The sequence below is a fragment of the Streptomyces sp. NPDC001617 genome, from assembly GCF_053596855.1.
In genome coordinates, this window is record NZ_JBSFHA010000008.1 from 1 (window position 1) to 24,284 (window position 24,284).

Annotated in this window: 17 protein-coding genes; 5 read left to right on the forward strand and 12 right to left on the reverse strand. The window is 72.7% G+C overall.

Annotated features, from left to right (window positions below; translation table 11 throughout):
- Positions 1–87: 87 nt before the first annotated feature.
- A complete protein-coding gene (locus ACWC09_RS08725) occupies positions 88–1,701 on the reverse strand; it encodes a cell division protein PerM (protein WP_450849953.1) in 1,614 nt (537 codons plus the stop codon).
- On the opposite strand from ACWC09_RS08725, the gene ACWC09_RS08730 reads away from it, so the two are divergent.
- Positions 1,585–2,688: an RNA polymerase subunit sigma-70 gene (locus ACWC09_RS08730; RefSeq protein WP_450849954.1), complete on the forward strand. Its 1,104-nt coding sequence runs from the start codon at positions 1,585–1,587 to the stop codon at positions 2,686–2,688. The two genes, ACWC09_RS08725 and ACWC09_RS08730, sit on opposite strands and share 117 nt — an antisense overlap.
- A 91-nt stretch (positions 2,689–2,779) precedes the next feature.
- Here ACWC09_RS08730 and sucD read toward each other — a convergent pair whose 3' ends face one another.
- The 9 genes from sucD to ACWC09_RS08775 all read right to left on the reverse strand — a co-directional run bounded on the left by sucD (position 2,780) and on the right by ACWC09_RS08775 (position 14,792).
- Positions 2,780–3,664 (reverse strand): succinate--CoA ligase subunit alpha, encoded by an 885-nt coding sequence (sucD, locus tag ACWC09_RS08735; protein ID WP_450849825.1) that lies wholly within the window; start codon positions 3,662–3,664, stop codon positions 2,780–2,782.
- A gap of 21 nt (positions 3,665–3,685) precedes the next feature.
- Positions 3,686–4,864 (reverse strand): ADP-forming succinate--CoA ligase subunit beta, encoded by a 1,179-nt coding sequence (gene sucC / locus ACWC09_RS08740; protein WP_450849826.1) that lies wholly within the window; start codon positions 4,862–4,864, stop codon positions 3,686–3,688.
- An 837-nt stretch (positions 4,865–5,701) separates the two neighbouring features.
- On the reverse strand, positions 5,702–7,525 hold the full coding sequence (locus tag ACWC09_RS08745; protein ID WP_450849827.1) for a hypothetical protein: 1,824 nt from the start codon (positions 7,523–7,525) through the stop codon (positions 5,702–5,704).
- A gap of 257 nt (positions 7,526–7,782) precedes the next feature.
- Positions 7,783–8,928 (reverse strand): hypothetical protein, encoded by a 1,146-nt coding sequence (locus ACWC09_RS08750; protein WP_450849828.1) that lies wholly within the window; start codon positions 8,926–8,928, stop codon positions 7,783–7,785.
- Positions 8,929–9,178: 250 nt separating this feature from the next.
- Positions 9,179–10,369, reverse strand: a complete 1,191-nt coding sequence (locus ACWC09_RS08755; protein ID WP_450849829.1) for a VWA domain-containing protein — start codon at positions 10,367–10,369, stop codon at positions 9,179–9,181.
- Positions 10,366–10,548 carry a hypothetical protein gene (locus ACWC09_RS08760; protein WP_450849830.1) on the reverse strand — a complete coding sequence of 61 codons (183 nt, stop codon included), beginning with the start codon at positions 10,546–10,548 and terminating at the stop codon, positions 10,366–10,368. The genes ACWC09_RS08755 and ACWC09_RS08760 overlap by 4 nt, the downstream gene beginning before the upstream one ends.
- Positions 10,549–10,589: 41 nt before the next feature.
- Positions 10,590–13,433 (reverse strand): DUF5682 family protein, encoded by a 2,844-nt coding sequence (locus ACWC09_RS08765; RefSeq protein ID WP_450849831.1) that lies wholly within the window; start codon positions 13,431–13,433, stop codon positions 10,590–10,592.
- A gap of 55 nt (positions 13,434–13,488) precedes the next feature.
- Positions 13,489–13,665 (reverse strand): hypothetical protein, encoded by a 177-nt coding sequence (locus ACWC09_RS08770; RefSeq protein WP_450849832.1) that lies wholly within the window; start codon positions 13,663–13,665, stop codon positions 13,489–13,491.
- Positions 13,662–14,792, reverse strand: a complete 1,131-nt coding sequence (locus tag ACWC09_RS08775; RefSeq protein ID WP_450849833.1) for an ATP-binding protein — start codon at positions 14,790–14,792, stop codon at positions 13,662–13,664. The genes ACWC09_RS08770 and ACWC09_RS08775 overlap by 4 nt, the downstream gene beginning before the upstream one ends.
- A gap of 157 nt (positions 14,793–14,949) precedes the next feature.
- On the opposite strand from ACWC09_RS08775, the gene ACWC09_RS08780 reads away from it, so the two are divergent.
- Together ACWC09_RS08780 and ACWC09_RS08785 are read left to right on the forward strand one after the other, a co-directional pair.
- The gene (locus ACWC09_RS08780) at positions 14,950–16,299 is read left to right on the forward strand and encodes an SWIM zinc finger family protein (protein WP_450849834.1); all 1,350 of its coding nucleotides are present in this window, start codon (positions 14,950–14,952) and stop codon (positions 16,297–16,299) included.
- 115 nt (positions 16,300–16,414) lie between these two features.
- A complete protein-coding gene (locus ACWC09_RS08785) occupies positions 16,415–18,037 on the forward strand; it encodes a DUF5691 domain-containing protein (RefSeq protein ID WP_450849835.1) in 1,623 nt (540 codons plus the stop codon).
- 152 nt (positions 18,038–18,189) lie between these two features.
- On the opposite strand, the gene ACWC09_RS08790 is transcribed toward ACWC09_RS08785, so the two are convergent.
- Positions 18,190–18,606 carry a cobalamin B12-binding domain-containing protein gene (locus ACWC09_RS08790; RefSeq protein WP_450849836.1) on the reverse strand — a complete coding sequence of 139 codons (417 nt, stop codon included), beginning with the start codon at positions 18,604–18,606 and terminating at the stop codon, positions 18,190–18,192.
- A 401-nt stretch (positions 18,607–19,007) separates the two neighbouring features.
- Between ACWC09_RS08790 and ACWC09_RS08795 the strand changes: the two genes are divergently transcribed.
- Positions 19,008–19,871 (forward strand): lipase family alpha/beta hydrolase, encoded by an 864-nt coding sequence (locus ACWC09_RS08795; RefSeq protein ID WP_450849837.1) that lies wholly within the window; start codon positions 19,008–19,010, stop codon positions 19,869–19,871.
- A 221-nt stretch (positions 19,872–20,092) separates the two neighbouring features.
- Positions 20,093–21,580 (forward strand): M23 family metallopeptidase, encoded by a 1,488-nt coding sequence (locus tag ACWC09_RS08800; RefSeq protein WP_450849838.1) that lies wholly within the window; start codon positions 20,093–20,095, stop codon positions 21,578–21,580.
- Between the two features lie 57 nt (positions 21,581–21,637).
- On the opposite strand, the gene pcrA is transcribed toward ACWC09_RS08800, so the two are convergent.
- Positions 21,638–24,124 carry a DNA helicase PcrA gene (gene pcrA, locus ACWC09_RS08805; RefSeq protein ID WP_450849839.1) on the reverse strand — a complete coding sequence of 829 codons (2,487 nt, stop codon included), beginning with the start codon at positions 24,122–24,124 and terminating at the stop codon, positions 21,638–21,640.
- Positions 24,125–24,284 lie beyond the last annotated feature (160 nt).

Sequence of the window (24,284 nt, forward strand, 5' to 3'; positions counted from 1 at the left end):
CTGGGGGCGGCAGCCCCCAGAAGCGGGGTCGAAGGGGCGGCAGCCCCTGGGGACGGGACGGGTAGGGGCGGCGGGGGCGAGACCGGCTCACGGCGTGTCCGACGGCCCCGGCAAAGGCTCGGTCGGCAGGAAGTCGTACGGCTCGAACGTCCCGTCGCCCTGCTCACGCAGCGGCCCGTACACATCGTCGTCCTGGTCATAGGGCACGGCCGGCCCACCGACAGCCACCTCCGCCTCCCCTGGCGCCTCGGTCCCGCCCCCTCGCTGAATCCCCAGCCACGCCCCCACCGAGCCCACCAGCCCCCACCCCCGACGCCACCCACTCCCCACCCGGTCCGCCCCGGACGCCTCCGCCACGGACGCCCCCACCCCCGGCATCTCCGGCTCCGGCAGTTCGCCCCTCGGCTCCACAACCCGCACCCCGCGCCCACCCCGCCGCTCCCGGCACCGCCACCCCCGCACCCCCACCGCGACAGGCACCGCAGTCACCACGATCCACATCACCGCCGCACCCCCCACCTCCCACCACACCGGCCCGAACCGGGCCAGCGCCGCAACCCCGAGCCGCCCACCCGCCAACGCGGCCAGCACAGCAACCCCCACCGCACAGAACACCCCGGCCACCCCGGCCACACCAGCGGTCGCACCGTGAGACCAGCCTCCCCCCGCAGCCCCGTCCCCCTCACCGGCCGCACCCCCGAGCCCAACTCCCGACCGCCCCACAAACCACCCCACCGTCACCCCAGCCATCACCGGCACCACCCCCGCAGCCCAGTTGACCCACCCCTGGCTCCCGGCCTCCGGCACAGCCGCCAGCAGCGGAAACGGGGGCAGCAGGGGAGCCGGTGCCGAGGACAGCGGTGCCACCACATGCCCGGCCCCGAGCACGAACCCGGGCCCCAGCGCGTACGACGCCCCCCACACCGCCGCGTTCGGCACCAGCGCCACGCACAGCATCAGTACCGCGAACCGCCCCGACCACCCCTCCGTCAGCTGCAGAAAGGACCCCCGCGCCGCCCCGCCGTGCCACAGCAGCGAGGCCCCCACCAGTACCGCCCCACCCCCGACGAGCACCGCGACCCCGGCCCCCGCCGCCCGCGCGGCAACACCGATCCGGGCCTGCGGCTCCGCCCCGAGAGCCATCCGCCGCAGCCCCGCCGGCAGCAGCACCAGCACCCCGTCCAGGGCCTCGCGCGGACGCCCGTACGCCGTCCACACCCCCACCCCCGCCGCGCCCATGACCAGCACCGGCAGACACACCCCGGTCCACGCCCAGTCGGGCCGCAGCTCACCCCCGGACGCGTACAGCGCCGCGGCCGAGCCGACGCCGAGATAGCCGAGGACGACGCCCGTCCAGGCGGTCCACCCGGAAGCCCCCACCGGCTCCCCCTCCCCGCCCCCGTCCACCGCGTCCCGCGCCGCCCGATGCACCAGCCACACCGGAACCACCGGAAGCAGCAACGGCGTCACACCCACCGGCGCGGGGTGGCCGGACAACGTGTCGGTGCGGACCAGTTCGGCACCGTGCGCCAGCAGCCACAGGGCCGCCGCGACATGCAGCCCGCCCCCGGGCCCGCTGTCGGGATACGGCGAACTGATCCACAGCACCATCACGAGCACGGCGAACGACCCGAGCCCCAGCCCGGCGGCCACCGCGCCCCCCAGAAGGCCGGCAGCCAGTCCGGGCGAACGGTCGCGCAGACGGCTGAGCAGGGACGACAACGGCGGTCGACGAGCGGTCATCTGGATCACGCCCGTCATGCTCCCAACGACACACGCTTTCTCGTCGTAACAGGCGAACTTACGAAGTGTCGCCCAATATATGGTTATGTACTTTTTCGTACGAAGGGGCGACCAGTGACGCAGCCTCAGGAACGGGAGCAGTCGACACCCCTGACGCCCGCTCAGGCCTTCGACGCGCTCTACGCGTTCTGCGCCCCCGCCCTCGTACGGCAGACCTACCTGCTCACCGGCCGCCGCGAACTCGCCCGCGAGTCGGTCGAGCGGGCCTTCCAACTCGCCTGGCAGCGCTGGCCCGAGGTGGCCGTGGACCGCGACCCCGCCGGCTGGGTGCGGGCGACGGCGTACGACTGCGCCCTCTCCCCCTGGCACCGCTTCCGCCCCCGCTACCGCCGTCCCGAACCCCCGCCGGCCGACGCCCCCGACCGCGCCCTGCTCGCCGCCCTCCTCGGGCTCCCGCCGCCGTACCGCCGCACGGTCGTCCTCTACGACGGTGTGGGCCTCGGCCTGCCGGAGACCGCGGCGGAGACGGAGGCCAGCACCCCGGCCGCGGCGGGCCGCCTGCTGCACGCCCGTGAGGCCATCGTCGCGCGCGTCCCGGAGCTGGCCGATCCGGCCGAACTGCATCGGCGACTGGCGGCACTCGCCTCCGCGGAGCGGCTGCGGGCGGCGAGGCCGCCGGCCGTGCGGGTGGAGGGTGAGCGCAGGACGCGGTTCTGGACGCGGGCCGCCATCGCCTGCACGGTCGCGCTCATCGGGACGACGGCTGTCGCCGTGCGGATGGCTCCGACACACTACGAGCCGCCGGTGGCGCCCGGAGGGGCGGTCCAGGGGCTCCCGCCCCGGTTGGTGCGGGGGGCGCTGTCGGAGGCGGAGGCGGCGCTCCGGGCGAAGCTGCACCGGGAGGCCCAGCACGGTCCCGAGAGACTCGTGCCGCAGCTGCCGTAGAAGACAGCGGTGGCCCGCTCCCACCCAGGGGAACGGGCCACCAACTACCAGCTGGGAAGCCGCTGTTGCCGTTCAGCCGGCGAGGCTGTACTCAGTTGCCGAGAATGGCCCGGGCCAGCTTCGCCGTCTCGGTCGGGGTCTTGCCGACCTTGACGCCGGCGGCCTCGAGGGCCTCCTTCTTGGCGGCGGCCGTGCCGGAGGAGCCGGAGACGATGGCGCCGGCGTGGCCCATGGTCTTGCCCTCGGGCGCGGTGAAGCCCGCGACGTAGCCGACGACCGGCTTCTTCACGTTCTCCTTGATGAAGGCCGCGGCCCGCTCCTCGGCGTCGCCGCCGATCTCACCGATCATCACGATCAGGTCGGTGTCGGGGTCGGCCTCGAACGCGGCGAGCGCGTCGATGTGGGTGGTGCCGATGACCGGGTCGCCACCGATGCCGACGGCGGAGGAGAAGCCGATGTCACGCAGTTCGTACATCATCTGGTACGTCAGCGTGCCGGACTTCGAGACCAGGCCGATACGGCCCGGCTTGGTGATGTCGCCCGGGATGATGCCGGCGTTCGACTGGCCCGGGGTGATGAGACCGGGGCAGTTCGGGCCGATGATCCGGGTCTTGTTGCCCTGGGACACGGCGTACGCGTAGAACGCGGCCGAGTCGTGGACCGCGATGCCCTCGGTGATGACGACCGCGAGCGGGATCTCGGCGTCGATCGCCTCGACCACGGCGGCCTTGGCGAAGGCCGGCGGGACGAAGAGGACGGATACGTTCGCGCCCGTCTTCTCGATCGCCTCGGCGACCGTGCCGAAGACCGGGATCTCGTTGCCGTCGATGTCGACGGTCGTGCCCGCCTTGCGCGGGTTCACGCCACCGACGATGTTGGTGCCGTCGGCGAGCATGAGCTTGGTGTGCTTCATGCCCGTGGAGCCGGTCATGCCCTGGACGATGACCTTGCTGTCCTTGTTGAGGAAGATAGCCATGGCTGTCTGAGTCCCTCTTCCTTACTTCGCAGCCGCGAGCTCGGCGGCCTTGTCGGCCGCGCCGTCCATGGTGTCGACGCGCTGCACCAGCGGGTGGTTGGCGTCGGTGAGGATCTGGCGACCCAGTTCGGCGTTGTTGCCGTCGAGACGGACGACGAGCGGCTTGGTGACGTCCTCACCGCGGTCCGCCAGGAGCTTCAGCGCCTGCACGATGCCGTTGGCGACCTCGTCGCACGCGGTGATGCCGCCGAAGACGTTCACGAACACGGACTTGACGTCCGGGTCGCCCAGGATGATCTCCAGGCCGTTCGCCATGACCTGCGCGGAGGCGCCGCCGCCGATGTCGAGGAAGTTGGCGGGCTTGACGCCACCGTGCGCCTCACCTGCGTACGCGACGACGTCCAGGGTGCTCATGACGAGACCCGCGCCGTTGCCGATGATGCCGACCTCGCCGTCGAGCTTGACGTAGTTGAGGTTCTTCTCCTTGGCGGCGGCCTCGAGCGGGTTGGCCGCGTCCTTGTCCTGGAGGGCCTCGTGCCCCGGCTGACGGAACTCGGCGTTCTCGTCCAGGGAGACCTTGCCGTCCAGGGCGATGACGTCACCGGAGGCGACCTTGGCCAGCGGGTTGACCTCGACGAGGAGCGCGTCCTCTTCGATGAAGGTCTTCCACAGGGTGACCAGGACGTTCGCGACCTTGTCGGCGACCTCGGCCGGGAAGTTCGCGGCCTCGACGATCTCGCGGGCCTTCTCGGGGGTCACACCCTCGTTGGCGTCGATCGGCGTCTTGGCGACGGCCTCGGGGCGGGTCTCCGCCACCTCCTCGATCTCCATGCCGCCCTCGACGGACGCGATGGAGAGGAAGGTGCGGTTGGCACGGTCGAGGAGGAAGGAGACGTAGTACTCCTCCAGGATCTCCGGAGCCGTCTCGGCGATCATCACCTTGTGGACCGTGTGGCCCTTGATGTCCATGCCGAGGATGTCCGTCGCGCGGGCGACGGCCTCGTCCGGGGTGGCGGCGAGCTTCACGCCACCGGCCTTGCCACGGCCGCCGACCTTCACCTGAGCCTTGACGACAGACTTGCCACCGAGGCGCTCGGTGGCTGCGCGGGCCGCCTCAGGCGTGTCGATGACTTCACCGGCCAGCACCGGTACATCGTGCTTGGCGAAGAGGTCCCTCGCCTGGTACTCGAACAGGTCCACGCGCTTCCGTCCCTATCAGTGATCTCGCGGTTCGTTGGATGCGTGGGCGTGCCGCGAAGGGCAACGTGACGTCCGCCGGTCACAAGGGAGGCGCACACGGTGTCCGAGCGCGCGGCATGTCCGTCTCGCAGGTTATCGCTGGTTGTGGAGGGCCCCTAAATCGAGGGTCACACCTGAGCGGTGATACCTGTCACATGATGCCGCGCTCACTGGCACGGCGTGCCGGATGTGAGGCGCCGCCAGGTCGTCGGCGGGAGCCGGAGGAGCCGGGGAGAGGGCGAGGAGGAGGCGGGGAGACCCCGGGAAGGAGCCCCCGGAGCAGCCGGGAATCGGCCAAGGTGGACGGGAAGGCCGAGGCGGGCCTCACCGGGCTGGGGTTGGCCCGGTGAGGCCCCTTGTACGGCCCCGAAGCCCCTCGAAAGGGCCACACCACGGGGCCTGGCCGGGCGGTCCCCACCCCAATGGGGACCGCCCGGCCCGTTCCGTGGGACATCAGCCGGACGGACCGACGGCTTTCGGCCGTCCGGGTCCTGCGTCCTCACGGAGCCGGTCGTTCGCCGCGGACATCGGCGTCCGCATCCGCGTCCAGCCGTCGGGTGCACTCATTGCGTGCACCAGGCGGGTGCACTCAGTGCGTGCACCAGGCGGGTGCGTCGCCGCGGCGATCGGTCAGTGGGTCTGATCGGTCAGTGGGTCTGATCGGTCAGTGGGTCTGATCGGTCAGTGGGTCTGATCGGTCAGTGGGTCTGATCGGCCAGTCGGTCTGATCGGCCAGTCGGTCGTGGTACGGCGGCTCCGCCAGGGGGCCGTCGGACCGCACCGGGGCCGGCGGCGCGGTCAGGCGCTGTACGAGGTGGCGTACCGCACGTCCCGCACATAGCCCGGCGTGGTCGACTCGGCGACGCCCTCGACACCGGTGACGGCGTGTCCGGCGAGGGGGCCGGCCGTCGAGCGGACGGTGCCGGTCAGGTCACCGGCGAAGGGCTCGACCTGGCCGCCGACGCCGTACGCGAACGGGTCGACCTCGCCGACGACCCCGCCCGCGAAGCGGGTGACATCGCCCGTGACGCCGTACGCCGACGTCGTCGCGCTGCCGGCGACGCTCTGCACGACCGGCTCGACGAGATCGACGACGGGCTGCGCGGCCCCGGTCACCCCGTACGCGAACTGCGGCACCTCACCGGCGACGCCGTACGCGAGACCGGTCGCGTGACCACCGACGCCCTGCGCGAGCGGCGGTACGTCCCCGACGACGCCGCCGGCGAAGGGCGCGAGGTCACCGACGACGCCGTACGCCGGCCCGCCCGCGTCCGTGACGGCCTGCCCGGCGACGGGCAGCGCGCCGTGCACGGCGGTGCCCGCCACCGGCGGCAGCACGGTGCCCGCGACGTCCTGGCCGACCTGCCCGACGAGCCCGGTGGCGTAGGGCGGAACACCGGCGACGGCACCGCCGACGACGGGCTGCACGCCGGACACGACTCCGTGGGCCAGTGCCGTCGGGGCGTCGACCGCGTGTCCGGCGGTCTGCCGCACCCCGGCCACAGCGCCACCGGCGACCGGCACGACGCCGTCCACCGCCCCCGTGGCGACCGGCACCACACCGTCCACCAGGTGGCCGGCCGTGGGCAGGACCCCGGCCACGGTCTGTCCGGCGACCGGGACGACGCCCGTCACCGTCCGGTCGGCGATCGGGGTCACCCCGCGTACGGCGGAGGTCGCGAGCGGCGGGACGGTCGATGCGGCGGTCTCCTCGACGATGGGGGTGACCGTGCCGGGGACGTTCTTGACCGTGCCGACGACCTTCTGCCCGACTCCGCCGACCGTGCCGGTGACATGGCCCGGGACGGCGAAAACGGAGGTCTCGGCGGCGGATGTGACGGCGCCCGCCTCGCCCTGTGCCATGGCGGTCACGGCGGCGGTGCGGCCCTGCGCGGTGCCGGTCGCCGTCTGCACCGCGCCCGTGGCACCCGCCGCGGTGCGGCCCGCGCCGGCCACGGTCCGCTGCGCCTTCGTCCGTACGACGCCGTCGACGCCCTGCGTGCGGGAACGCGCCGCCGACTGCACACCCTGCAGCTTCGTCTGCGCGCCGGCGAGCGCCTCCTCGACCTCGGGAGCGAAGACGGAGAGCGGGCCGAAGAGGTAGTCGACCCCGCCCTGCGGGGAGTGGGTCGTGGCGTCGGAGACGGTCGCGGCCGCCTTGTCGGCGGTGGCCTGAGTCCGCGCCTGCGCGGCGCGGGCGGCCCTCGCTCCCTGGATGGCCGCGGCGCCCTTGATCTTGCCGGCCTTGGACGTCGCGGACGGCGTGGAGATCTTCGGCGTGGTGACCTCGCGGGTCTGCCCGGCCGTGTCGGTCGCCGTCCTCTGCGCGCCGGCGACGGTGTCCGTGGCGCCGGGCACGTCGGCCGTGGCCTTGGACGCCGCGCCGTCCACGGTCCCGGTCACGCCGGAGACGGTGTTCGTCACGCCGGTCACGACGCCGTCGACCGTGCCGGTGACGGTGTCGGTCAGGGTGCCGAGGGTGCTGTCGGTGTCGGTGGTGGTGTCCGAGGTGGAGAGCGAGGAGGAGGGCAGCTCGTCCGCGCTGGCGACGGCGGAACCGAGCGCCCATGCGCCGGTCACCCCGGCGGCTATGACGATCGAGCGGCGGATGTTCTTGTTCATGGTGTGCGACAGATCCTTTGGATCTCGGGAAGCGCGGTCACAGAACTTCCGGGAGTTCCGGGAGTTCCGGGAGTTCCGGGAGTTCCGGGGCTTCCGCGGAAGGCTTGAGGACATTTCCGGCGCCGGTTCCGGCCGTGGTCCTCGCAGTCGGGACCGGCGGAGCCGGCGGCCTGCGTCCGGAGCACGGAGGTGTCCGGACGAGGGGCAGACCTGTTCCACCCCCGCGCGACAGGTCTGCGGCGGGGGGTGGGTCTGTCCTAGGCGGGGGAAACCGGAATGTCCGGGTGCCTGTCCCGGGTCGCGTCCGCGTCGCTGCGCGCGGCGGCGCCGAGCAACAGGCTCAGCGGCACCCGCCAGCCGAGGGCGACCGCGTGCGCGTCACCGTGCCGGGGCGTGCCGTTGTCGACGGCGGAACGGTTGCCCAGCGCGCCGTTCGGGTCGCCGCCGGGCGCCTGCCGGGCCGGGGCGTACCCGGCACCGACGGCCCGGCGCTCGTCGCCCCGCGCCGAGGCGTGACCGGCGGCGCCGACCTCACCGAGCCGCGGGCCGTACGTCGCTCCGGTCGCCGCGCCGTCGGCAGCCGCCGCGGAACGCTTCTCGGCCGAGCCCCCGTCCGCGCCCGCCGACTGCCCCGGCGCGTCCGGCTGCGTCACGGGCAACGTCTGCCCCGGAACAGCGGGCAGGCCGGGCAGCGAGGGCACCGACGGCACACCGGGCAGGGTCGGCAACGACGACAGCGGCGGTATCTGCGCGGTCGCCTCGGCCAACTCGTCCGTCACCGTCTTCACCAGCCCACCGACCGGCGCCAGAACCCCGTGGTCCACGGACTGGACGACCTGCCCGACCAGCGGACCGAGGACGGGGTCGACCGTGTCCGGCGGCGAGAGGATCTCGGTGACCGGGTGGGTGCGGTGTTCCGTCGTACTGACGGGGGTGCCCGGGGCAGGGGTGCGGGCCGCAGGGCCGGCGGGGTCTGCTTCGGTGAGGGGTGGCTCGGCGGGGGCCGCCGGAGTGGGCTCGGTCGAGCCTGTCGGCTTCGGCTTGGCCGTGTCCGTCGGCCTGGCCGGGGTGGGCGACTGACCCTTGGCCGGGGCCTCGGGTCCGAGCTGGGCCGGAGGCGCCGCCCGGTCGCCGGCGGAGGCGGGCGGAGACTTCACGAGCCCACCGACCGTGTCCTTCACCAATGACCCGACGCCGTCCGCAGCAGCCGACACCGGAGCCACCGCCCCGACCACCGGCGAGGACGCCACCGGCGCCCCCTCCGCCGCATGCGCCTGCTCCCCGCAGAGGAACCCGAGCGCGAACAACCCGCCCACGAGCACCACCACCTGCAGCGCACGCCGACCGGCCGCCGTGCGCATCACGCGCAACGCGGCAGCGGGCAGGGCAGCGGGCCAGGTCAAGAGGGCTGGTTCCTCTCGTGCGGCGGAACGGTTCGGGCGAACTGCGCGTGACGAGCCGGGAGTTGGCACAACGCGGTCGGGGCGAGCGGAGCGACAGCACACCGCGGATGAGGCGTCGATCCTCGCACGCCCCTCCCGCGGTTGCGCAAGCCCTCCGTTACCGATGGGTAGCCATGTCCGTTTTGCTGGGCCAAGTCGGACGACGATGCATCGACAAATCGTCAGTGAACCCACCACACCTGACTCGCGTTCAAACCGCCTCCGGTATCGGCAGCGGCCGCTTCTCGATCGCCGCCGCCATCACCTCCGGGAACAGATCGGGCGTACAGGCGAAGGCCGGCGCCCCCAGCGCGGCGAGCGCGGCCGCGTGCTCCCGGTCGTACGCGGGCGCTCCTTCGTCCGACAGCGCGAGCAGCGCCACGAACTGCACCCCGGACGCCTTCATCGCGGCGACCCGCTTGAGCATCTCGTCGCGTATGCCGCCCTCGTAGAGGTCGCTGATCAGCACGACCACCGTCTCGGCGGGCCGGGTGATCTGCGACTGGCAGTAGGCGAGCGCCCGGTTGATGTCCGTACCGCCGCCGAGCTGGGTGCCGAACAGGACGTCGACCGGGTCGTCGAGCTGGTCGGTGAGGTCGACGACCGCGGTGTCGAAGACGACGAGCCGGGTGTCGATCGACCGCATGGACGCGAGCACCGCCCCGAACACCGAGGCGTAGACGACGGACGCCGCCATCGACCCCGACTGGTCGATGCAGAGCACGACCTCCTTCTTCACCGACTGGGACGCCCGCCCGTAACCGATGAGCCGCTCCGGCACGATCGTCCGGTACTCGGGCAGGTAGTGCTTGAGGTTGGCCGCGATGGTGCGGTTCCAGTCGATGTCGTGGTGGCGCGGCCGGTTGATACGGGCGCTGCGGTCGAGGGCGCCGGTGAGCGTGGCCCGGGTGCGGGTGGCGAGCCGCTTCTCGAGGTCCTCGACGACCTTGCGCACGACCGCGCGCGCCGTCTCCTTCGTGGTCTCCGGCATCGCCTTGTTGAGGGAGAGCAGCGTGCCGACGAGGTGCACGTCGGCCTCCACCGCCTCCAGCATCTCCGGCTCCAGGAGCAGCGTGGACAGCCCGAGCCGGTCGATGGCGTCCCGCTGCATGACCTGGACGACGGAGGAGGGGAAGTACGTCCGGATGTCCCCGAGCCAGCGCGCCACGGACGGCGCCGACGCCCCGAGCCCCGCCGAGCGGTCCTTCCCCTGCTGCCCCTGCCGCTCCGCCTTCCCGTACAGCGCGGCCAACGCCCCGTCCATCGCGGCGTCCTCCCCCGACAGCGCGCACCCGGTGCCGTCCGCCGCATCGCCCCCCAGCACCAGCCGCCAACGCCGCAGCCGCTCCCGCGCGGGGTCCGTCACGTCCGTCGTATCCGTCGTCATGGCTTCGGCTTTCATCGGCGCACCCCCGTACGGGGCCGCTCCCACAGCGGGACGACCACGACGGTCGCCTTCGGGCGATCGGCCACCGCGACGGCCGCCGCCGCGCCTCCCTGCGCCGAGCGTCCGTGCCCCAGCCGTCGGTCGTACCGGAGCCGCTGCCCGTGTCGGCCACGCATTCCTACGGCATCCAGCACGCCGCCCCCTTGCCTGGTTTCCCTCGTGTGCCCGTCAGTCCTCATCCCGCCACCCCCACAGGGTCGTTGTCGACGCCCTTCTCCACTCCGCCGGGGCCGCCCGGCCCCTCCAGCCCGAGCAGCAGCCGCACCACAGGCAGTACGGCGTCCGCACGCCCGTCGTCGAGCTCGGCCGCGAACCCGGGTATGCCGGAGCCGGCCGCCACCGCGCTCCCCCGCTGCCCCGGCCCCCGCCGGACCAGCTCGCCGAGCGTGCGCCGCACTCCGGGCTCGTACGCCGAGAACGTCCGCCGCAGCAGCGGCAGTACGTCGGTGAAGGCCTCGGCCGGCACTCCGGTCAGCCAGTCGTCGACCAGCCCGAGCAGCCGCTCGTCGTGCAGGAGCAGCATCCCGCCGCCCGAGCCACCGCCGACGAAGCCCTCGATCCACGCGGCCGCGTCCCCGGGTGGAGTCCCCGGCGACAGCACGAGCCCCATGAGCCGCTCGGCCTCGTCCTGCCCCAACTCCCCGTCGTCCAGCAGCAACCGCACGACCCGCCCACGGACCACACCGGGCACGGTGTCCCGCACGGACAGGGTGTGCAGCACGGAGTGCCAGCGGCCGCGCAGGTCGGGGTGGGCCGATGCGACAGCCGGGCCCGAGCGGTCTCTCGTGCCGAGCCCGGGCGCCGGGCCGTCGGCCGGGACGGGCTCCAGGCCGTCGCCCGGTGGAGGCGCGGAGCGGTCGCGCGGCGCCGCCTCCGCGAGGGTGTCGCCCGTGGACCGGCCCGTCCGGCGCGCAGGTCCGGTCACGTCGCCCAGCAGCCCCACCGCCCCGTGGACCGCGTCCACATGGCGTCGCATCTCCTCGGCCGCGTCGGCGTCCAGGGCGGCGCAGGCCGGGGGCAGACCGACGAATATCCGCTCGGCGAGACCCGCGGCGACATCCGCCAGCGCCCCGGTGTCCGTGCCCCGTACGTCGCCGTAGCGGAGGGAGCGGACCAGGGCCGGCAGGGCCTGGGCGAGATGGCCGACGTCCGCGTCGAGCGCGGCCCGGTCGGCGAGAACCTGCATCACCACCGGCAGCGCTTCCGGCAGTTCGGCCAGCAGGCAGTGCTCGGCGAGGCCGGTGACGTCGGCGAGCCCCCGCGCGGCGACGGCGTCCGCCTCCGCCTTGGCCGTCGCGGCGGCGAGCACGGTCGTGCCCCACACCCCGGCCTCCGCGACCCGCACCGCGAGCTCCGGCTCCCACCGCAGCCGCCATGTCTCCCGGAACGTGCCCGTGCTCCCCCGCGAGGCCACCGGCTCGCCCCACGCGACGCCGAGCAGCCGCAGCCGGTGCAGCAGCCTGCTGCGCCCGGCATCGGTCTCCTTGCGCAGGTCCAGCTCCAACTCCCGCTCCAGCGCCTCCGGTTTGAGCCGCAACCGGCGCTGGATCCGGTCCAGGTCCCGCTGCAACGGCACCGCCGGCGCCGACCGCGGCACCTCCCCCAACACGTCCCCGACGACCAGCCGGTCGTGCACCAGCGCCAGCGGCACGTCCGAGCCCTCGCACATCACCGCGCGTACGGCGTCGGTCGTCTCACCGAGCCCCGGCAGCGGACGGCCGCGCATCGCGGCGAGCGTCTCGGCCAGCCGTACCGCCTCGATGACGTGCGCGGAGGAGACGAGCCGGTCCTCTTCCCTCAGCAGCCCGGCGACCTTGGTCAGCCACCGTTCGACCGGCCGGTCCGGCGCGCTGAACAGATGCCCGTACCAGCCCGGCGAGTCGATCCCGGCCCCGTACCCGCTGACCCGGGCCAGCCGCCGGTGCGTCCACGGCACCCACGTCATGTCCGCCTTCACCTTGGGCAGCCCCTTCAGCAGCGCCCGGTCGGCGGCGACAGCCGTCTTCTGCCGCAACGCCGGCACATGCCAGGCACCGCAGACCACGGCCACCTCGTCCCCGAACTCCCGCTGCGCCGCCCGCACTTGGAGCCGCATGTACGCCTCCCGCACGAGATCCCGCTCATGTCCCCCGCTCCCGTACGCCTCCCGCAAGACCCCCATGGCCTCCTCGAGCACGCCGAACGGCGCGAACGCGTCCCCGTCCCCCACCCCCCGGTGCTCGACGACGTCCTCCCACCACCGCTCGGGATCGTCGTAACCGGCGGCTTCGGCGAGCACGGCGAGGGGGTCGATACGGACATCCGCTTCGACGGCCGGAGCGGAGGCGGGAACAGGGAGGTGAGGGGGCGTGGAACCCGGAGCGGGCGTGGAACCCGGAGCGGGCGCCGAACCTGGAGCAGGGGTGGTGGCGAGCACAGCCACGAGGTCCCCGCCTCCTGCTGCCGCGGGCCCGCCGACGCTCTCGGCCGCAGGCGCGCCGGCCTGCGTGTCCGACGACCGGTCGCCCGCGTCTCCAGCGGTCACGGCCCCCGTCCCGGCCTCGTCGCTCCCCGCCGGAACGGCCTCGCCCCTCCCCTCGCTCGTCGGCTCCTCGGCCCCGTCCCTCCCCCACGCCAGCGTGTGTGTCGCCGGCAGGTCGATGAAGCGGGCCGGGACTTCGTGCTCCAGCGCCCACCGGATCGCCACCCACTCCGGGGAGAACTCGGCGAGCGGCCAGAAGGCCGAGCGGCCGGGCTCGTCCACGGCGTGGGCGAGGAGCGCGACCGGCGGCCGCATGTCCTCCTCGGCGGCCAGCGGAATCAGTGTGTCGGCCTCGGGCGGCCCCTCGATCAGCACGACCCGCGGCCGGGCCGCGTCCAACGCCGCCCGCACGGCCTTGGCCGACCCGGGCCCGTGATGCCGCACGCCGAGCAGCAGCGGCCCGCCGTCGAAGGTCCGACTTCCGTCCCCTTCAAGCCTCGTCACACCGTCCCCCTCGTCATCGCGACCATCGACCCTCACCACACGACGCCCCGGCATCCGCCCCACCCCTGTACTCGCCCGCGCGGTCCGCCCCGCACCGCCGCCCCTCTCGTCACGTCGACTGCCGCTTGCCGCCGCCCGACGCCCCGTAGGTGCCCTCGCCACCACCGCCCCCGGCGATCAGGCCGCCTTCGTCCGTCAGGCTCGTCGAGCCACCCGAACTCCCGGTCCCGCCCGACCCCTTGGTGCCACCGTTCCCGCCCGGTCGCCCCCAGCCCAGATCGGTCACGCGCTGACCTCCCGGCAGGCCCGGTAGAAGTCCGTCCAGCCGTCGCGCTCCCGGACCACCGCCTCCAGGTACTCCTGCCAGATGACACGGTCGGCCGCCGGGTCGCGGACGACGGCGCCGAGGATGCCCGCGGCGACGTCGCCGGCCCCCAGGACGCCGTCGCCGAAGTGGGCTGCCAGGGCAAGGCCGTTGGTGACGACGGAGATGGCCTCGGCCGTCGACAGCGTGCCGCTCGGCGACTTGAGCTTCGTACGCCCGTCCGAGGTGACCCCGTCGCGGAGCTCGCGGAAGACCGTCACGACACGGCGGATCTCGTCGACGCCGTCGGGCACGGCCGGCAGCTCGAGCGAGCGGCCGATCTGGTCGACGCGCCGCGAGACGATGTCGACCTCGGCCTCCACGCTCTCCGGCAGCGGCAGCACCACCGTGTTGAAGCGGCGGCGCAGGGCGCTGGAGAGGTCGTTGACCCCGCGGTCGCGGTCGTTGGCCGTGGCGATCAGGTTGAAGCCGCGGACCGCCTGCACCTCCTGCCCCAACTCCGGTATCGGCAGCGTCTTTTCGGACAGGATGGTGATGAGGGTGTCCTGCACGTCGGCCGGGATGCGCGTCAGTTCCTCCACCCGCGCCGTCATCCCCTCCGCCATTGCCCGCATGACGGGGCTGGGCACCAGGGCGTCCCGGCTCGGGCCGTGCGCCAGCAGCTGCGCATAGTTCCAGCCGTATCGGATCGCCTCCTCCGGCGTGCCCGCCGTGCCCTGCACGAGCAGCGTCGAGTCACCGCTGACCGCCGCGGCCAGGTGCTCGGACACCCAGGTCTTGGCCGTACCCGGCACGCCGAGCAGCAGCAGGGCCCGGTCCGTGGCGAGGGTGGTGACGGCGACCTCGACGATGCGGCGCGGCCCCACGTACTTCGGCGTGATCACCGTCCCGTCCGGCAGGGTGCCGCCGAGCAGATACGTCGCCACCGCCCACGGCGACAGCTTCCAACGGGCCGGACGCGGACGGTCGTCCTGCGCGGCCAGCGCGGCGAGTTCACCGGCGAAGGCGTCCTCGGCATGCGGCCGCAACGCCTCGGCAGGCTCCTGCGCGAGTACTTCCACAGACGACGGTTCAACGGACACAGACATGGCTGAGGCCCCCTCCAGCTCGGCCGGTTCGGATCTGGCACCAACGTTGCACCACGCCACTGACAATGCGATGTGACCTGCGAAAACGTCCTCGCAGGGCCGCTCGCCGGACCGCAGCCCGGACCGATTGTCAGTGGTGGGATCTACCGTCGAGGACATGACTCAGCAGGGGGTGCGCTGGAGCGCGGACCAGGTGCTGGCGCTGGCGCCTGACGCCGCGTCACGCAAAGCGGGCAGCAAACTCGGCGCGGCGGGGCCGTGGTCCGAGGCGGGCAGTTCTGACGAGGGGACGGTGTGGGGACTGTGCAAGGGCAGTGGCAGCAAGCCGTATCAGACGGTCGTGGACATCGCGGACGCCGCGGGCCCGGCGTACAAGTGCAGTTGTCCGAGCCGCAAGTTCCCGTGCAAACACGCGCTCGGGCTACTGCTGCTGTGGGCGGGCGAGGACGGGGCGGTGCCGGCGGGCCAGGCGCCGGACTGGGCGGAGCAGTGGTTGGAGGGGAGAAGGAAGCGGACCGAGGAGAAGCGGGCCGCCACGGCTTCCCCGTCGGCCTCCGCTGATCCGGAAGGGGCCCGGCGGCGGGCCGAGCGCCGGGCCGAGCGGGTCACCGTGGGGGCGACCGAGCTGGAACAGCGCCTGGCGGACCTGCTGCGCGGCGGCCTCGCGGGCGCGGAACAGACGGGGTACGGGCTGTGGGAGGAGACGGCCGCCCGCATGGTCGACGCCCAGGCACCCGGACTGGCCGCGCGGGTGCGGGAGTTGGGGGCGATCCCGTCGTCCGGGCCCGGCTGGCCGGTGCGGCTGCTGGAGGAGTGCGCGCTGCTCCACCTCCTCGACCAGGGCTGGCTGCGCCGCGAGCAGCTGCCGGACGGCCTGGCGGCGACGGTCCGTTCCCGTATCGGACTGCCCGGCACGGCGGACGGCCCGCCGCAGCGCGACCGCTGGCTGGTCCTCGCCCAGTACGACACGGCGGACACCCGTCTGACGACCCGACGGATCTGGCTCCACGGCGCCGACTCGGACCGCACGGTGCTGCTCCTCTCCTACGGCGCGGCGGGCCGCGCCCCGGAGCTCGCGCTGCCCGTGGGACTGGCCCTGGACGCAGAGGTCTCGGCCCACCCCGGCGCCGGCCGGCTGCGGGCGTCCCTGGGCGAACAGTTCGCGCCCCCGGCGCCCGCGGCGATACGCCCACGAGGAACGACGACATCACAGGCCGCCGCCCGTTACGGCACGGCACTGCGGGACGACCCCTGGCTGGATTCGATCCCCGTGACGCTCGACCGGGTCGTCCCGACCCCGGACGGCGACTCCTGGCAACTCGCGGACGCCGACGAGGACACCGCGCTGCCGCTCACCCCGGCGGCCCGCTCCCGCCCCGGGCTCTGGCGCCTGGTCGCCCTCTCGGGCGGCGCCCCCGTCAAGGTCTTCGGCGAGTGCGGCCACCGCGGCTTCACCCCGCTGACTGCCTGGCCGGAGGGAGCGGGCGAGGCGGTGCAGCTGTGCTGAGCCGGACCGCCGGGATGCCCCGCCGGACAGCTCCGGGGCACTCACCACACGCTCCCTGCACGAGGCACGTCAGGAGCCTTCGGCAACTCCCCGGCGCCCCACGGAAGGGAACCGCATGAAGAACCGGACATCCACATCTGTGGACACTCCCGCGCCGGACGCCTGGGAGGAGCTCGTCACGGCGGCGCTGCTCGGCACGGAGCGCCGTACTCCGCCGGGCGCTGCTTCGGGACGGGAGGCGCCGGTGGCGTTGCTGGACGCGGCGGCCGTGCAGACCGTACGGCGGCGGGCCGGGCTGCGCCCCGCCCAGGCGGCGGGGCGGCCGGAACCGGCCGCCGAGGATCCGCGCCCGGCGCTGCCCGCCGCGGCGGCCCGCAGACTCGCGCTGCTGCTCGCGGACCGGCCCGGCACGGGCGGCGGTGGCCGCAGAGGCACGGCGCCGGACCTGATGGAGCTGCTGCCCCAGTGGCTCGCGACGGCGAACGCCCGCGGCTTCGCGGCACCTCCGCAGACGCTGCCCGCGCTGCTGGACGCGGCCCGTGGGCGTACGGACCTGCGGCCGGCGGCGCTGACGTTCGCGGGACCGCGCGCGGTGTGGCTCGCCCGGCTCAACCCGGACTGGCGGTTCGCCCTGCGTGCGACGCCGGGCGGGGGCGCGACGCTGCCGCACCCGGAGGACGAGGAGCAGACCCGCCGACTCTGGCAGGAGGGCCTGTTCGCGGAACGGGTCGCCCTCCTCGCCGCCCTGCGCGCCCGGGAACCCGCCGCCGCGCGGGAGCTGCTCACGACTACCTGGCCGACGGAGCGGGCCGAGGACCGTCTGATGTTCCTCGACTCGCTGCGGACGGGCCTCGGCCCTCAGGACGAGCCGTTCCTGGAACAGGCGCTGTCCGACCGCAGCCGCAATGTACGGGCGACGGCGGCGGAGCTGCTCTCCGCGCTGCCGGAATCCGCGCTCGCCGCCCGGATGGCGGCCAGAGCCGGTGCCTGCGTGGCCGTGGACCACGTTCACCGCACCCCGACGATCACCGTCGAGGCACCGCACGAGTGCGACTCGAGCATGGAGCGCGACGGTGTCGTGTCCAAGGCTCCGGCGGGACGGGGTGAACGGTCATGGTGGTTCGGCCAGTTGGCGGAGGCGACGCCGCTCGGGACATGGTCCGGCCGGCTCGGCGGGCGTACGCCCGAGGAGATCGTGGCCCTGCCGGTCGCCGACGACTGGCAGAGCGAACTGCACGCGGCGTGGTGCCGGGCCGCCGTGCGACAACGGGACCCCGAGTGGGCCCGGGCCCTGCTCGGCACCCCCTCGATCCCGGAGGCGGGCGGCCCCGGAGCGGTGTCCCTGGCCGAACGCGCCAAGCTCCTCGGCACCCTGGACGCCGTCGAACGGGCAGACTGGGTGGCCGGTTTCATAGCGGCGCACGGACTGTCGGAGGCGTTTCAGCTGCTCGGCGTATGCGCGGTCCCCTGGGCCGCACCGCTCGGCCGGGCTGTGGTCGACGCGCTCAACATCGCGCGGGACGCGGGGAGTTATCCATGGAGCTTCAGCGGAGTAATGGGCCTGGCCGAACGATGCCTCGCCCCCTCGGAGGCCGGCCGCCTCGACGGCCTGCTGGCCGTCCCGGACGAGCCGGAGGACGCGTCGCCGGGGGCGGGCGGGTACTGGGCGGAGGCGTTCCAGCGCCTGGTCACGACGTTGCGGTTGCGTGCGGCGATGGCGGAGGAACTGGGGGCGTAGAAGGGCACCTCTTCGGCCCGGGCCGGGCAATGTCAGCCTGTCCCGCGTTCGAGGACGAGGCCCTTCGGGCCGAACGGGGGTCCGGGGGTGGAGCCCCCAGGGCCGTCAGCCCCCACCCACCCGCACCGCACAACGGCCCGAGCGCCGCAGGCCTACGCCCCGGCCGGCTGCCTCACATTGGCCCGAACCCAGTCCACGATCGACTGAGTGGTCGCCCCCGGCGTAAAGATCTCCGCGACCCCATTCTCCTTCAGCGGAGGAATGTCCGCCTCAGGAATGATCCCGCCGCCGAACACCAGGATGTCCTCCGCCTCCCGCTGCTTCAGCAGCTCGATCACCGCGGCGAACAACGTGTTGTGGGCGCCGGACAGGATGGACAGCCCGATCGCGTCGGCGTCCTCCTGGATCGCCGTGTCGACGATCTGCTCGGGCGTCTGGTGGAGCCCCGTGTAGATGACCTCCATACCGGCGTCACGCAGCGCCCGCGCGATCACCTTGGCCCCTCGATCGTGACCGTCGAGCCCCGGCTTGGCCACCACCACGCGGATCGGACCGGCTGCCACACCCATCACTGCCTCCATGAAGCGACTGCGTCCATCCCCACCGACAAGTACACCGACAAGTACACCGAGATGCACTTCGGTACCCGGACCGGCCCGGGAAGTGAACGAACGTTATCGCCAGCATCCCGCAACCGGCAGTTTCGTGGTGCGCACCGAGGGGGAAATCACACGGTGGGACACGTTCGCAGCGCACCGTTCCGAGTCTTTGCGGCACAATGGCCGCAACGGGAGCAGGCGCAACGGGAGCCGCAACGAGGTCGCCGTACCACCGCGCCGCAGGCCGCGCGCCGTGGCGGTGCGGTGCGTCGATGGTGCCTGATGGGCGCCGTCGACCCCTTGGCCGCGACTTCCCACGAGGGCACACGGGGGACGGAGCCGTTCTCCTGCGTGCCGACAGGAGGTCGGCCATGAAGGTCACCTGGGCTGTGCAGCCCCTTCTTCCGCTCTGCCGACGACTGCTCCCCGTCAGGCTGGCGGGACTCTCCGTGGCTCTGGTGAAGGCGACCGCCCTGGAACTCGCGATCCTCGCGGGACACCTCCTCCTGTATCCCTCCGGTATCGCCCAGGAGCGCCGAGGACCGGCGCCGCTGCCCGCACCGGACGGCGCGGCCCAGCTGCCGACCGAGACGAAACCCCCGGTCGTGCTGTTGCACGGCTTCATCGACAACCGCTCGGTCTTCGTGCTGCTGCGCCGCAGTCTCGCCCAGCACGGCAGGCAGCAGGTCGAGTCACTCAACTACTCGCCGCTGACCTGCGACATCCGCACGGCCGCCGAGCTGCTCGGTCGGCACATAGAGGAGATCTGCGAGCGCACCGGCAGCCGGCAGGTCGATGTCGTCGGACACAGTCTCGGCGGACTGATAGCCCGCTACTACGTGCAGCGGCTCGGCGGCGACCTCCGCGTCCGCACACTGGTCACACTGGGCACCCCGCACTCCGGTACCCGCGTGGTGCCGCTGGCCAACGCCCACCCGATCGTCCGCCAGATGCGCCCCGGCTCGGAGCTGCTGAAGGAGCTGAGCCGGCCGGCACCAGGCTGCCGTACGCACTTCGTCAGCTTCTGGAGCGACCTCGACCACCTGATGGACCCGCTGGAGACCGCCTGTATCGACCACCCCGACCTGATGGTGCAGAACGTACAGGTGAGCGGGATCGGACATCTCGCCCTGCCCGTGCATCCGGCCGTCGCGACCGGCATATGCCAGGCACTCGACGCCCCACGGACAGGAGCCGAAGCCGCCACCCGCACCGACGGCCTGACAGTGGCCTGACGACGACGCACACAGTCGGCGTACGGCCCGCTGACAGCCGCACAACATCGAACACTCTTCGAACACAAAGCCAAACCCGCGCCCGCACTCCCCCGAAACACGGCCGAATGCCCGTTTCCCGTGGGCCCGAAACCAGTTGAAGATTGTCGCGCCCGCATACCGCCGGGTACAGTCACCGCACTGCTCTGGCAGCCCCTGTTGTCGAGGCGAAAGAGAAGTTGGTGAACGATCGTCACCCGTCGGGGACCATGACCACCCCGGCCGCGGCTTCCGACGCCGCCTCGGCGCACCACGCGTCGTACGGCACGCAGGAGGCCCAGTACGGCGACTTCACCACGTACGGCGTCTACGAGACCGGCGCTTTCGCGACCGGCGCGCACAGCACGACGACCTTCGCCGCCGACCCTCTCTTCGGCAGCCTCCCCGCCGACGCCACCGGCTCGTACGACAGCGGGTGGGGGTCCCCCCTCTGGGAGACGACCACCGGCGGCCAGCAGACCCTGAACTACGACGCGTACGCGGCCCAGCACCACGCCGCCTACGACACCGGCGCCTACGAGACGTCCGCCTGGAGCGCCGGCCACCAGCAGCTCTCCGCCATCCCTTCGCAGTCCACCGGGTACGACGCGTCCGGCCACTGGGACGCGAGCGCCTGGCTCCAGCCCGACCGGTCCGGCGGCACGGCCGACCAGACCCAGCACTGGGAATGGGGCACGCAGACCTTCGAAACCGGCACGTACGACGCCACGCAGTGGAACTCCGACGGCGACGCGGCCGTGGGAGGCGAACCGTTCGACCAGCAGGCGACCTCGGTCTTCGAGCAGGTCGACCAGGTCGAGCAGGATGTGTACGAGGAACATGCCGAGGGCGACGGCGAGTCGGCCGTCACCAGTGAGCTGCCTGCCGTGACGCCACTGCTGGACGAGCAGGAAGAGGTGACGCCGGCGCCGGCCTCACGCGCCGCCGCCCGCAACGCGTCCCGCTCCCGCCGCCGTACGCCCGCCAAGCGCTCCGCGCTGCTGACGATCGCCGTTCCCTCGGCCTGCGTCATGGGAGTCGCCGGTATCGCGGCGGCCTCCGTCGGCACCTTCTCCTCCGACGGCACCTCGACGACCGCCTCGGACGCGCAGTCGGTGAAACCGTCCGCCGCCAACAACAAGCTGGACACCCAGATCGAGAGTCTCTCCGCCGGCGCGGACGACTTCGCGGACCGGGCCAGCCGGACGCAGGAGCGCATCGACCTCAAGACCCAGCAGGAGGCCGAGAAGAAGAAGGCGGCGGCGGAGGCGGCCCGCAAGGAGCGGCTGCGTCCGAAGTACGTCCTGCCGGTAACCCAGAAGGGGCTCAGCGCCTACTTCGGCCAGGCCGGCGTCAACTGGATGTCCGTGCACACCGGCATCGACTTCCCGGTCTCGTACGGCACGACGGTGATGGCCGCGACCGACGGCACCGTGCGGACGCAGTGGAACAGCGCCTACGGCAACATGATGATCGTGACCGCGAAGGACGGCACGGAGACGTGGTACTGCCACCTCTCCAGCTACCGCGTCGCTTCCGGTACGACCGTGAAGGCCGGCACGCCGATCGCGTACTCCGGCAACTCGGGCAACTCGACCGGCCCGCACCTGCACTTCGAGGTCAGGCCGAACGGGGGGTCGGCCATCGACCCGCTGCCGTGGCTGCGCAGCCACGGGCTGGACCCGACGTAGGCCCCACGACTTGCTTGTTGTGAGCCCCCGCTGTTCAGCGGGGGCTCACTGACTCCGTCAGAGCTTCTCCACCGGCGCGTACCGCAGCAGCAACCGCTTCGGCTTCGCGTCCCCGAAGTCGATCGTCGCCTCCGCGTTCCCGCCCGTGCCCTTCACCGCCACGACCGTGCCGAGTCCGAACTGGTCGTGGGTGACCCGGTCGCCGACGGCCAGCGAGACCACCGGCTTCTCGGAGGTCCGGCGGGTGGCGAAGCCCGACGCGCCCGACGCCGAGGAGCGCGAGCGGGAGGACGACAGGGAGGCGGCCACGCCGGACACCGGGCCGGAGGAGACCGGGGCCGTGGCGCCCGTCCGCTTCCAGTCGACGTGGTGGGCCGGGATCTCCTCCAGGAAGCGGGAGGGCGGGTTGTACGACGGCTGGCCCCAGGCGCTGCGCAGCGAGGACCGGGTGAGATACAGGCGCTCACGCGCGCGCGTGATGCCGACGTACGCGAGCCTGCGCTCCTCCTCCAGCTCCTTGGCCTGGCCGAGGGCGCGCATGTGCGGGAAGACGCCGTCCTCCATGCCCGTGAGGAAGACGACCGGGAACTCCAGGCCCTTGGCGGTGTGCAGGGTCATCAGGGTGATAACCCCCGAGCCGTCCTCCTCCTCGTCCGGGATCTGGTCGGAGTCGGCGACCAGGGCGACCCGCTCCAGGAAGTCGGCGAGCCCGCCGGATGCCTCGCCCTCGCCGGTCTCCTGCTCGAACTCCAGCGCCACTGCGGCGAGTTCCTGGAGGTTCTCGATCCGGGTCTCGTCCTGCGGGTCGGTGGAGGCCTGCAACTCGGCCAGATAGCCGGTGCGTTCGAGCACCGCCTCCAGGACGGTCGCCGGGCCCGCGCCGGACTCGACGACCGTACGGAGGTCCTCCATCAGCGTGTTGAACTTCCTGACGGCGTTGGTGGAGCGCGCCGCCATGCCGTACGCCTCGTCGACGCGGCGCAGCGCCTGGGGGAAGCTGATCTTCTCGCGCTGGGAGAGGGCGTCGATCATCGCCTCCGCGCGCTCGCCGATGCCGCGCTTGGGCACGTTGAGGATGCGGCGCAGTGGCACCGAGTCCTCCGGGTTGGCCAGCACCCTCAGGTAGGCCAGGACGTCCCGGACCTCCTTGCGCTCGTAGAAGCGGACGCCACCGACGACCTTGTAGGGCAGGCCGACGCGGATGAAGACCTCTTCGAAGACACGGGACTGCGCGTTCGTACGGTAGAAGACGGCGACGTCGCCGGCCTTCGCCTCGCCCGCGTCCGTCAGTCGGTCTATCTCCTCGGCGACGAACTGCGCCTCGTCGTGCTCGGTGTCGGCGACATAGCCGGTGATGCGCGCGCCCGCGCCCGCGTTGGTCCACAGGTTCTTGGGGCGGCGGGACTCGTTGCGCTCGATGACCGCGTTGGCGGCGGAGAGGATCGTCTGGGTGGAGCGGTAGTTCTGCTCCAGGAGGATCGTCGTCGCCTCCGGGTAGTCCTCCTCGAACTGGAGGATGTTGCGGATCGTCGCGCCCCGGAAGGCGTAGATCGACTGGTCGGCGTCGCCGACGACACAGAGTTCGGCGGGCGGGACGTCGTACTCGTTCGGGGGTACGTCGACGGGGTGCTCGCTCGTCCCCACCAACTCGCGCACGAGCGCGTACTGGGCGTGGTTGGTGTCCTGGTACTCGTCGACCAGGACGTGCCGGAAACGGCGGCGGTAGTGCTCGGCGACGTCCGGGAAGGCGCGGAGCAGATTGACCGTGGTCATGATCAGGTCGTCGAAGTCGAGGGCGTTCGCCTCGCGCAGCCGCGACTGGTACATGGCGTAGGCCTGGGCGAGGGTCTTCTCGAAGCCGTCAGTGGCCTGGGCGGCGAAGTCCTCCTCGTCGATCAGCTCGTTCTTCAGGTTGCTGATCTTGGCGCTGAAGGACTTCGGCGGGAAGCGCTTGGGGTCGAGGTCCAGGTCGCGGCAGACGAGTGCCATCAGCCGCTTGGAGTCGGCGGCGTCGTAGATCGAGAAGGACGACGTGAACCCGAGCTTCTTGCTTTCCCTCCTCAGGATGCGCACGCACGCGCTGTGGAAGGTCATCACCCACATCGCGTTCGCGCGTGGGCCGACGAGTTGCTCGACTCGCTCCTTCATCTCGCCGGCGGCCTTGTTGGTGAAGGTGATCGCGAGGATCTGGCCCGGGTGCACGTTCCGCTCGGCCAGGAGGTGGGCGATGCGGTGGGTGAGGACGCGGGTCTTGCCGGAGCCGGCGCCGGCCACGATGAGCAGCGGGGTGCCGGCGTGGACGACGGCCGCGCGCTGGTTCTCGTTCAGCCCGTCCAGGAGCGCGGCCGCGTCGAGCACCGGGCGGGGCGCGCCGTCGCGGTAGTAGGCGTCCCGGTCCGGCGGCGCGTCGAACTTCCCGCCGAACAGATCGTCCGGAACGGGCTCCGGCACATGATCGTCCTCGGGCGGTGGCGGGGGTTCCTCCTCGTGCCCGCGAGGGGTCTGGAGGTCCGCCAGGAAGCTGTCGTCAAAGAGGCTGCTCATCGCTCTCCGAGTCTAGGCCGCCCCACTGACAGCCCGCCGCCGCCCTGAGAACATCCACCGAATCACCGTCCGCGGCCATCCCATCGCGCCACGTGACCAGCGCGGATGCTCTGACCACAGGTCACGAAAATGTATCGGGCATATCGAACATCAACCTTCA

Bases quoted from the DNA above. Each gene is read 5' to 3' on its own strand.
- ACWC09_RS08780 (WP_450849834.1), top strand. From the start codon at position 14,950: ATGACTCAGCAGGGGGTGCGCTGGAGCGCGGACCAGGTGCTGGCGCTG.
- ACWC09_RS08765 (WP_450849831.1), bottom strand. From the start codon at position 13,433: ATGCCGGGGCGTCGTGTGGTGAGGGTCGATGGTCGCGATGACGAGGGG.
- ACWC09_RS08755 (WP_450849829.1), bottom strand. From the start codon at position 10,369: ATGAAAGCCGAAGCCATGACGACGGATACGACGGACGTGACGGACCCC.
- ACWC09_RS08785 (WP_450849835.1), top strand. From the start codon at position 16,415: ATGAAGAACCGGACATCCACATCTGTGGACACTCCCGCGCCGGACGCC.
- sucD (WP_450849825.1), bottom strand. From the start codon at position 3,664: ATGGCTATCTTCCTCAACAAGGACAGCAAGGTCATCGTCCAGGGCATG.
- ACWC09_RS08790 (WP_450849836.1), bottom strand. From the start codon at position 18,606: ATGGGTGTGGCAGCCGGTCCGATCCGCGTGGTGGTGGCCAAGCCGGGG.
- ACWC09_RS08745 (WP_450849827.1), bottom strand. From the start codon at position 7,525: ATGAACAAGAACATCCGCCGCTCGATCGTCATAGCCGCCGGGGTGACC.
- ACWC09_RS08795 (WP_450849837.1), top strand. From the start codon at position 19,008: ATGAAGGTCACCTGGGCTGTGCAGCCCCTTCTTCCGCTCTGCCGACGA.
- ACWC09_RS08775 (WP_450849833.1), bottom strand. From the start codon at position 14,792: ATGTCTGTGTCCGTTGAACCGTCGTCTGTGGAAGTACTCGCGCAGGAG.
- pcrA (WP_450849839.1), bottom strand. From the start codon at position 24,124: ATGAGCAGCCTCTTTGACGACAGCTTCCTGGCGGACCTCCAGACCCCT.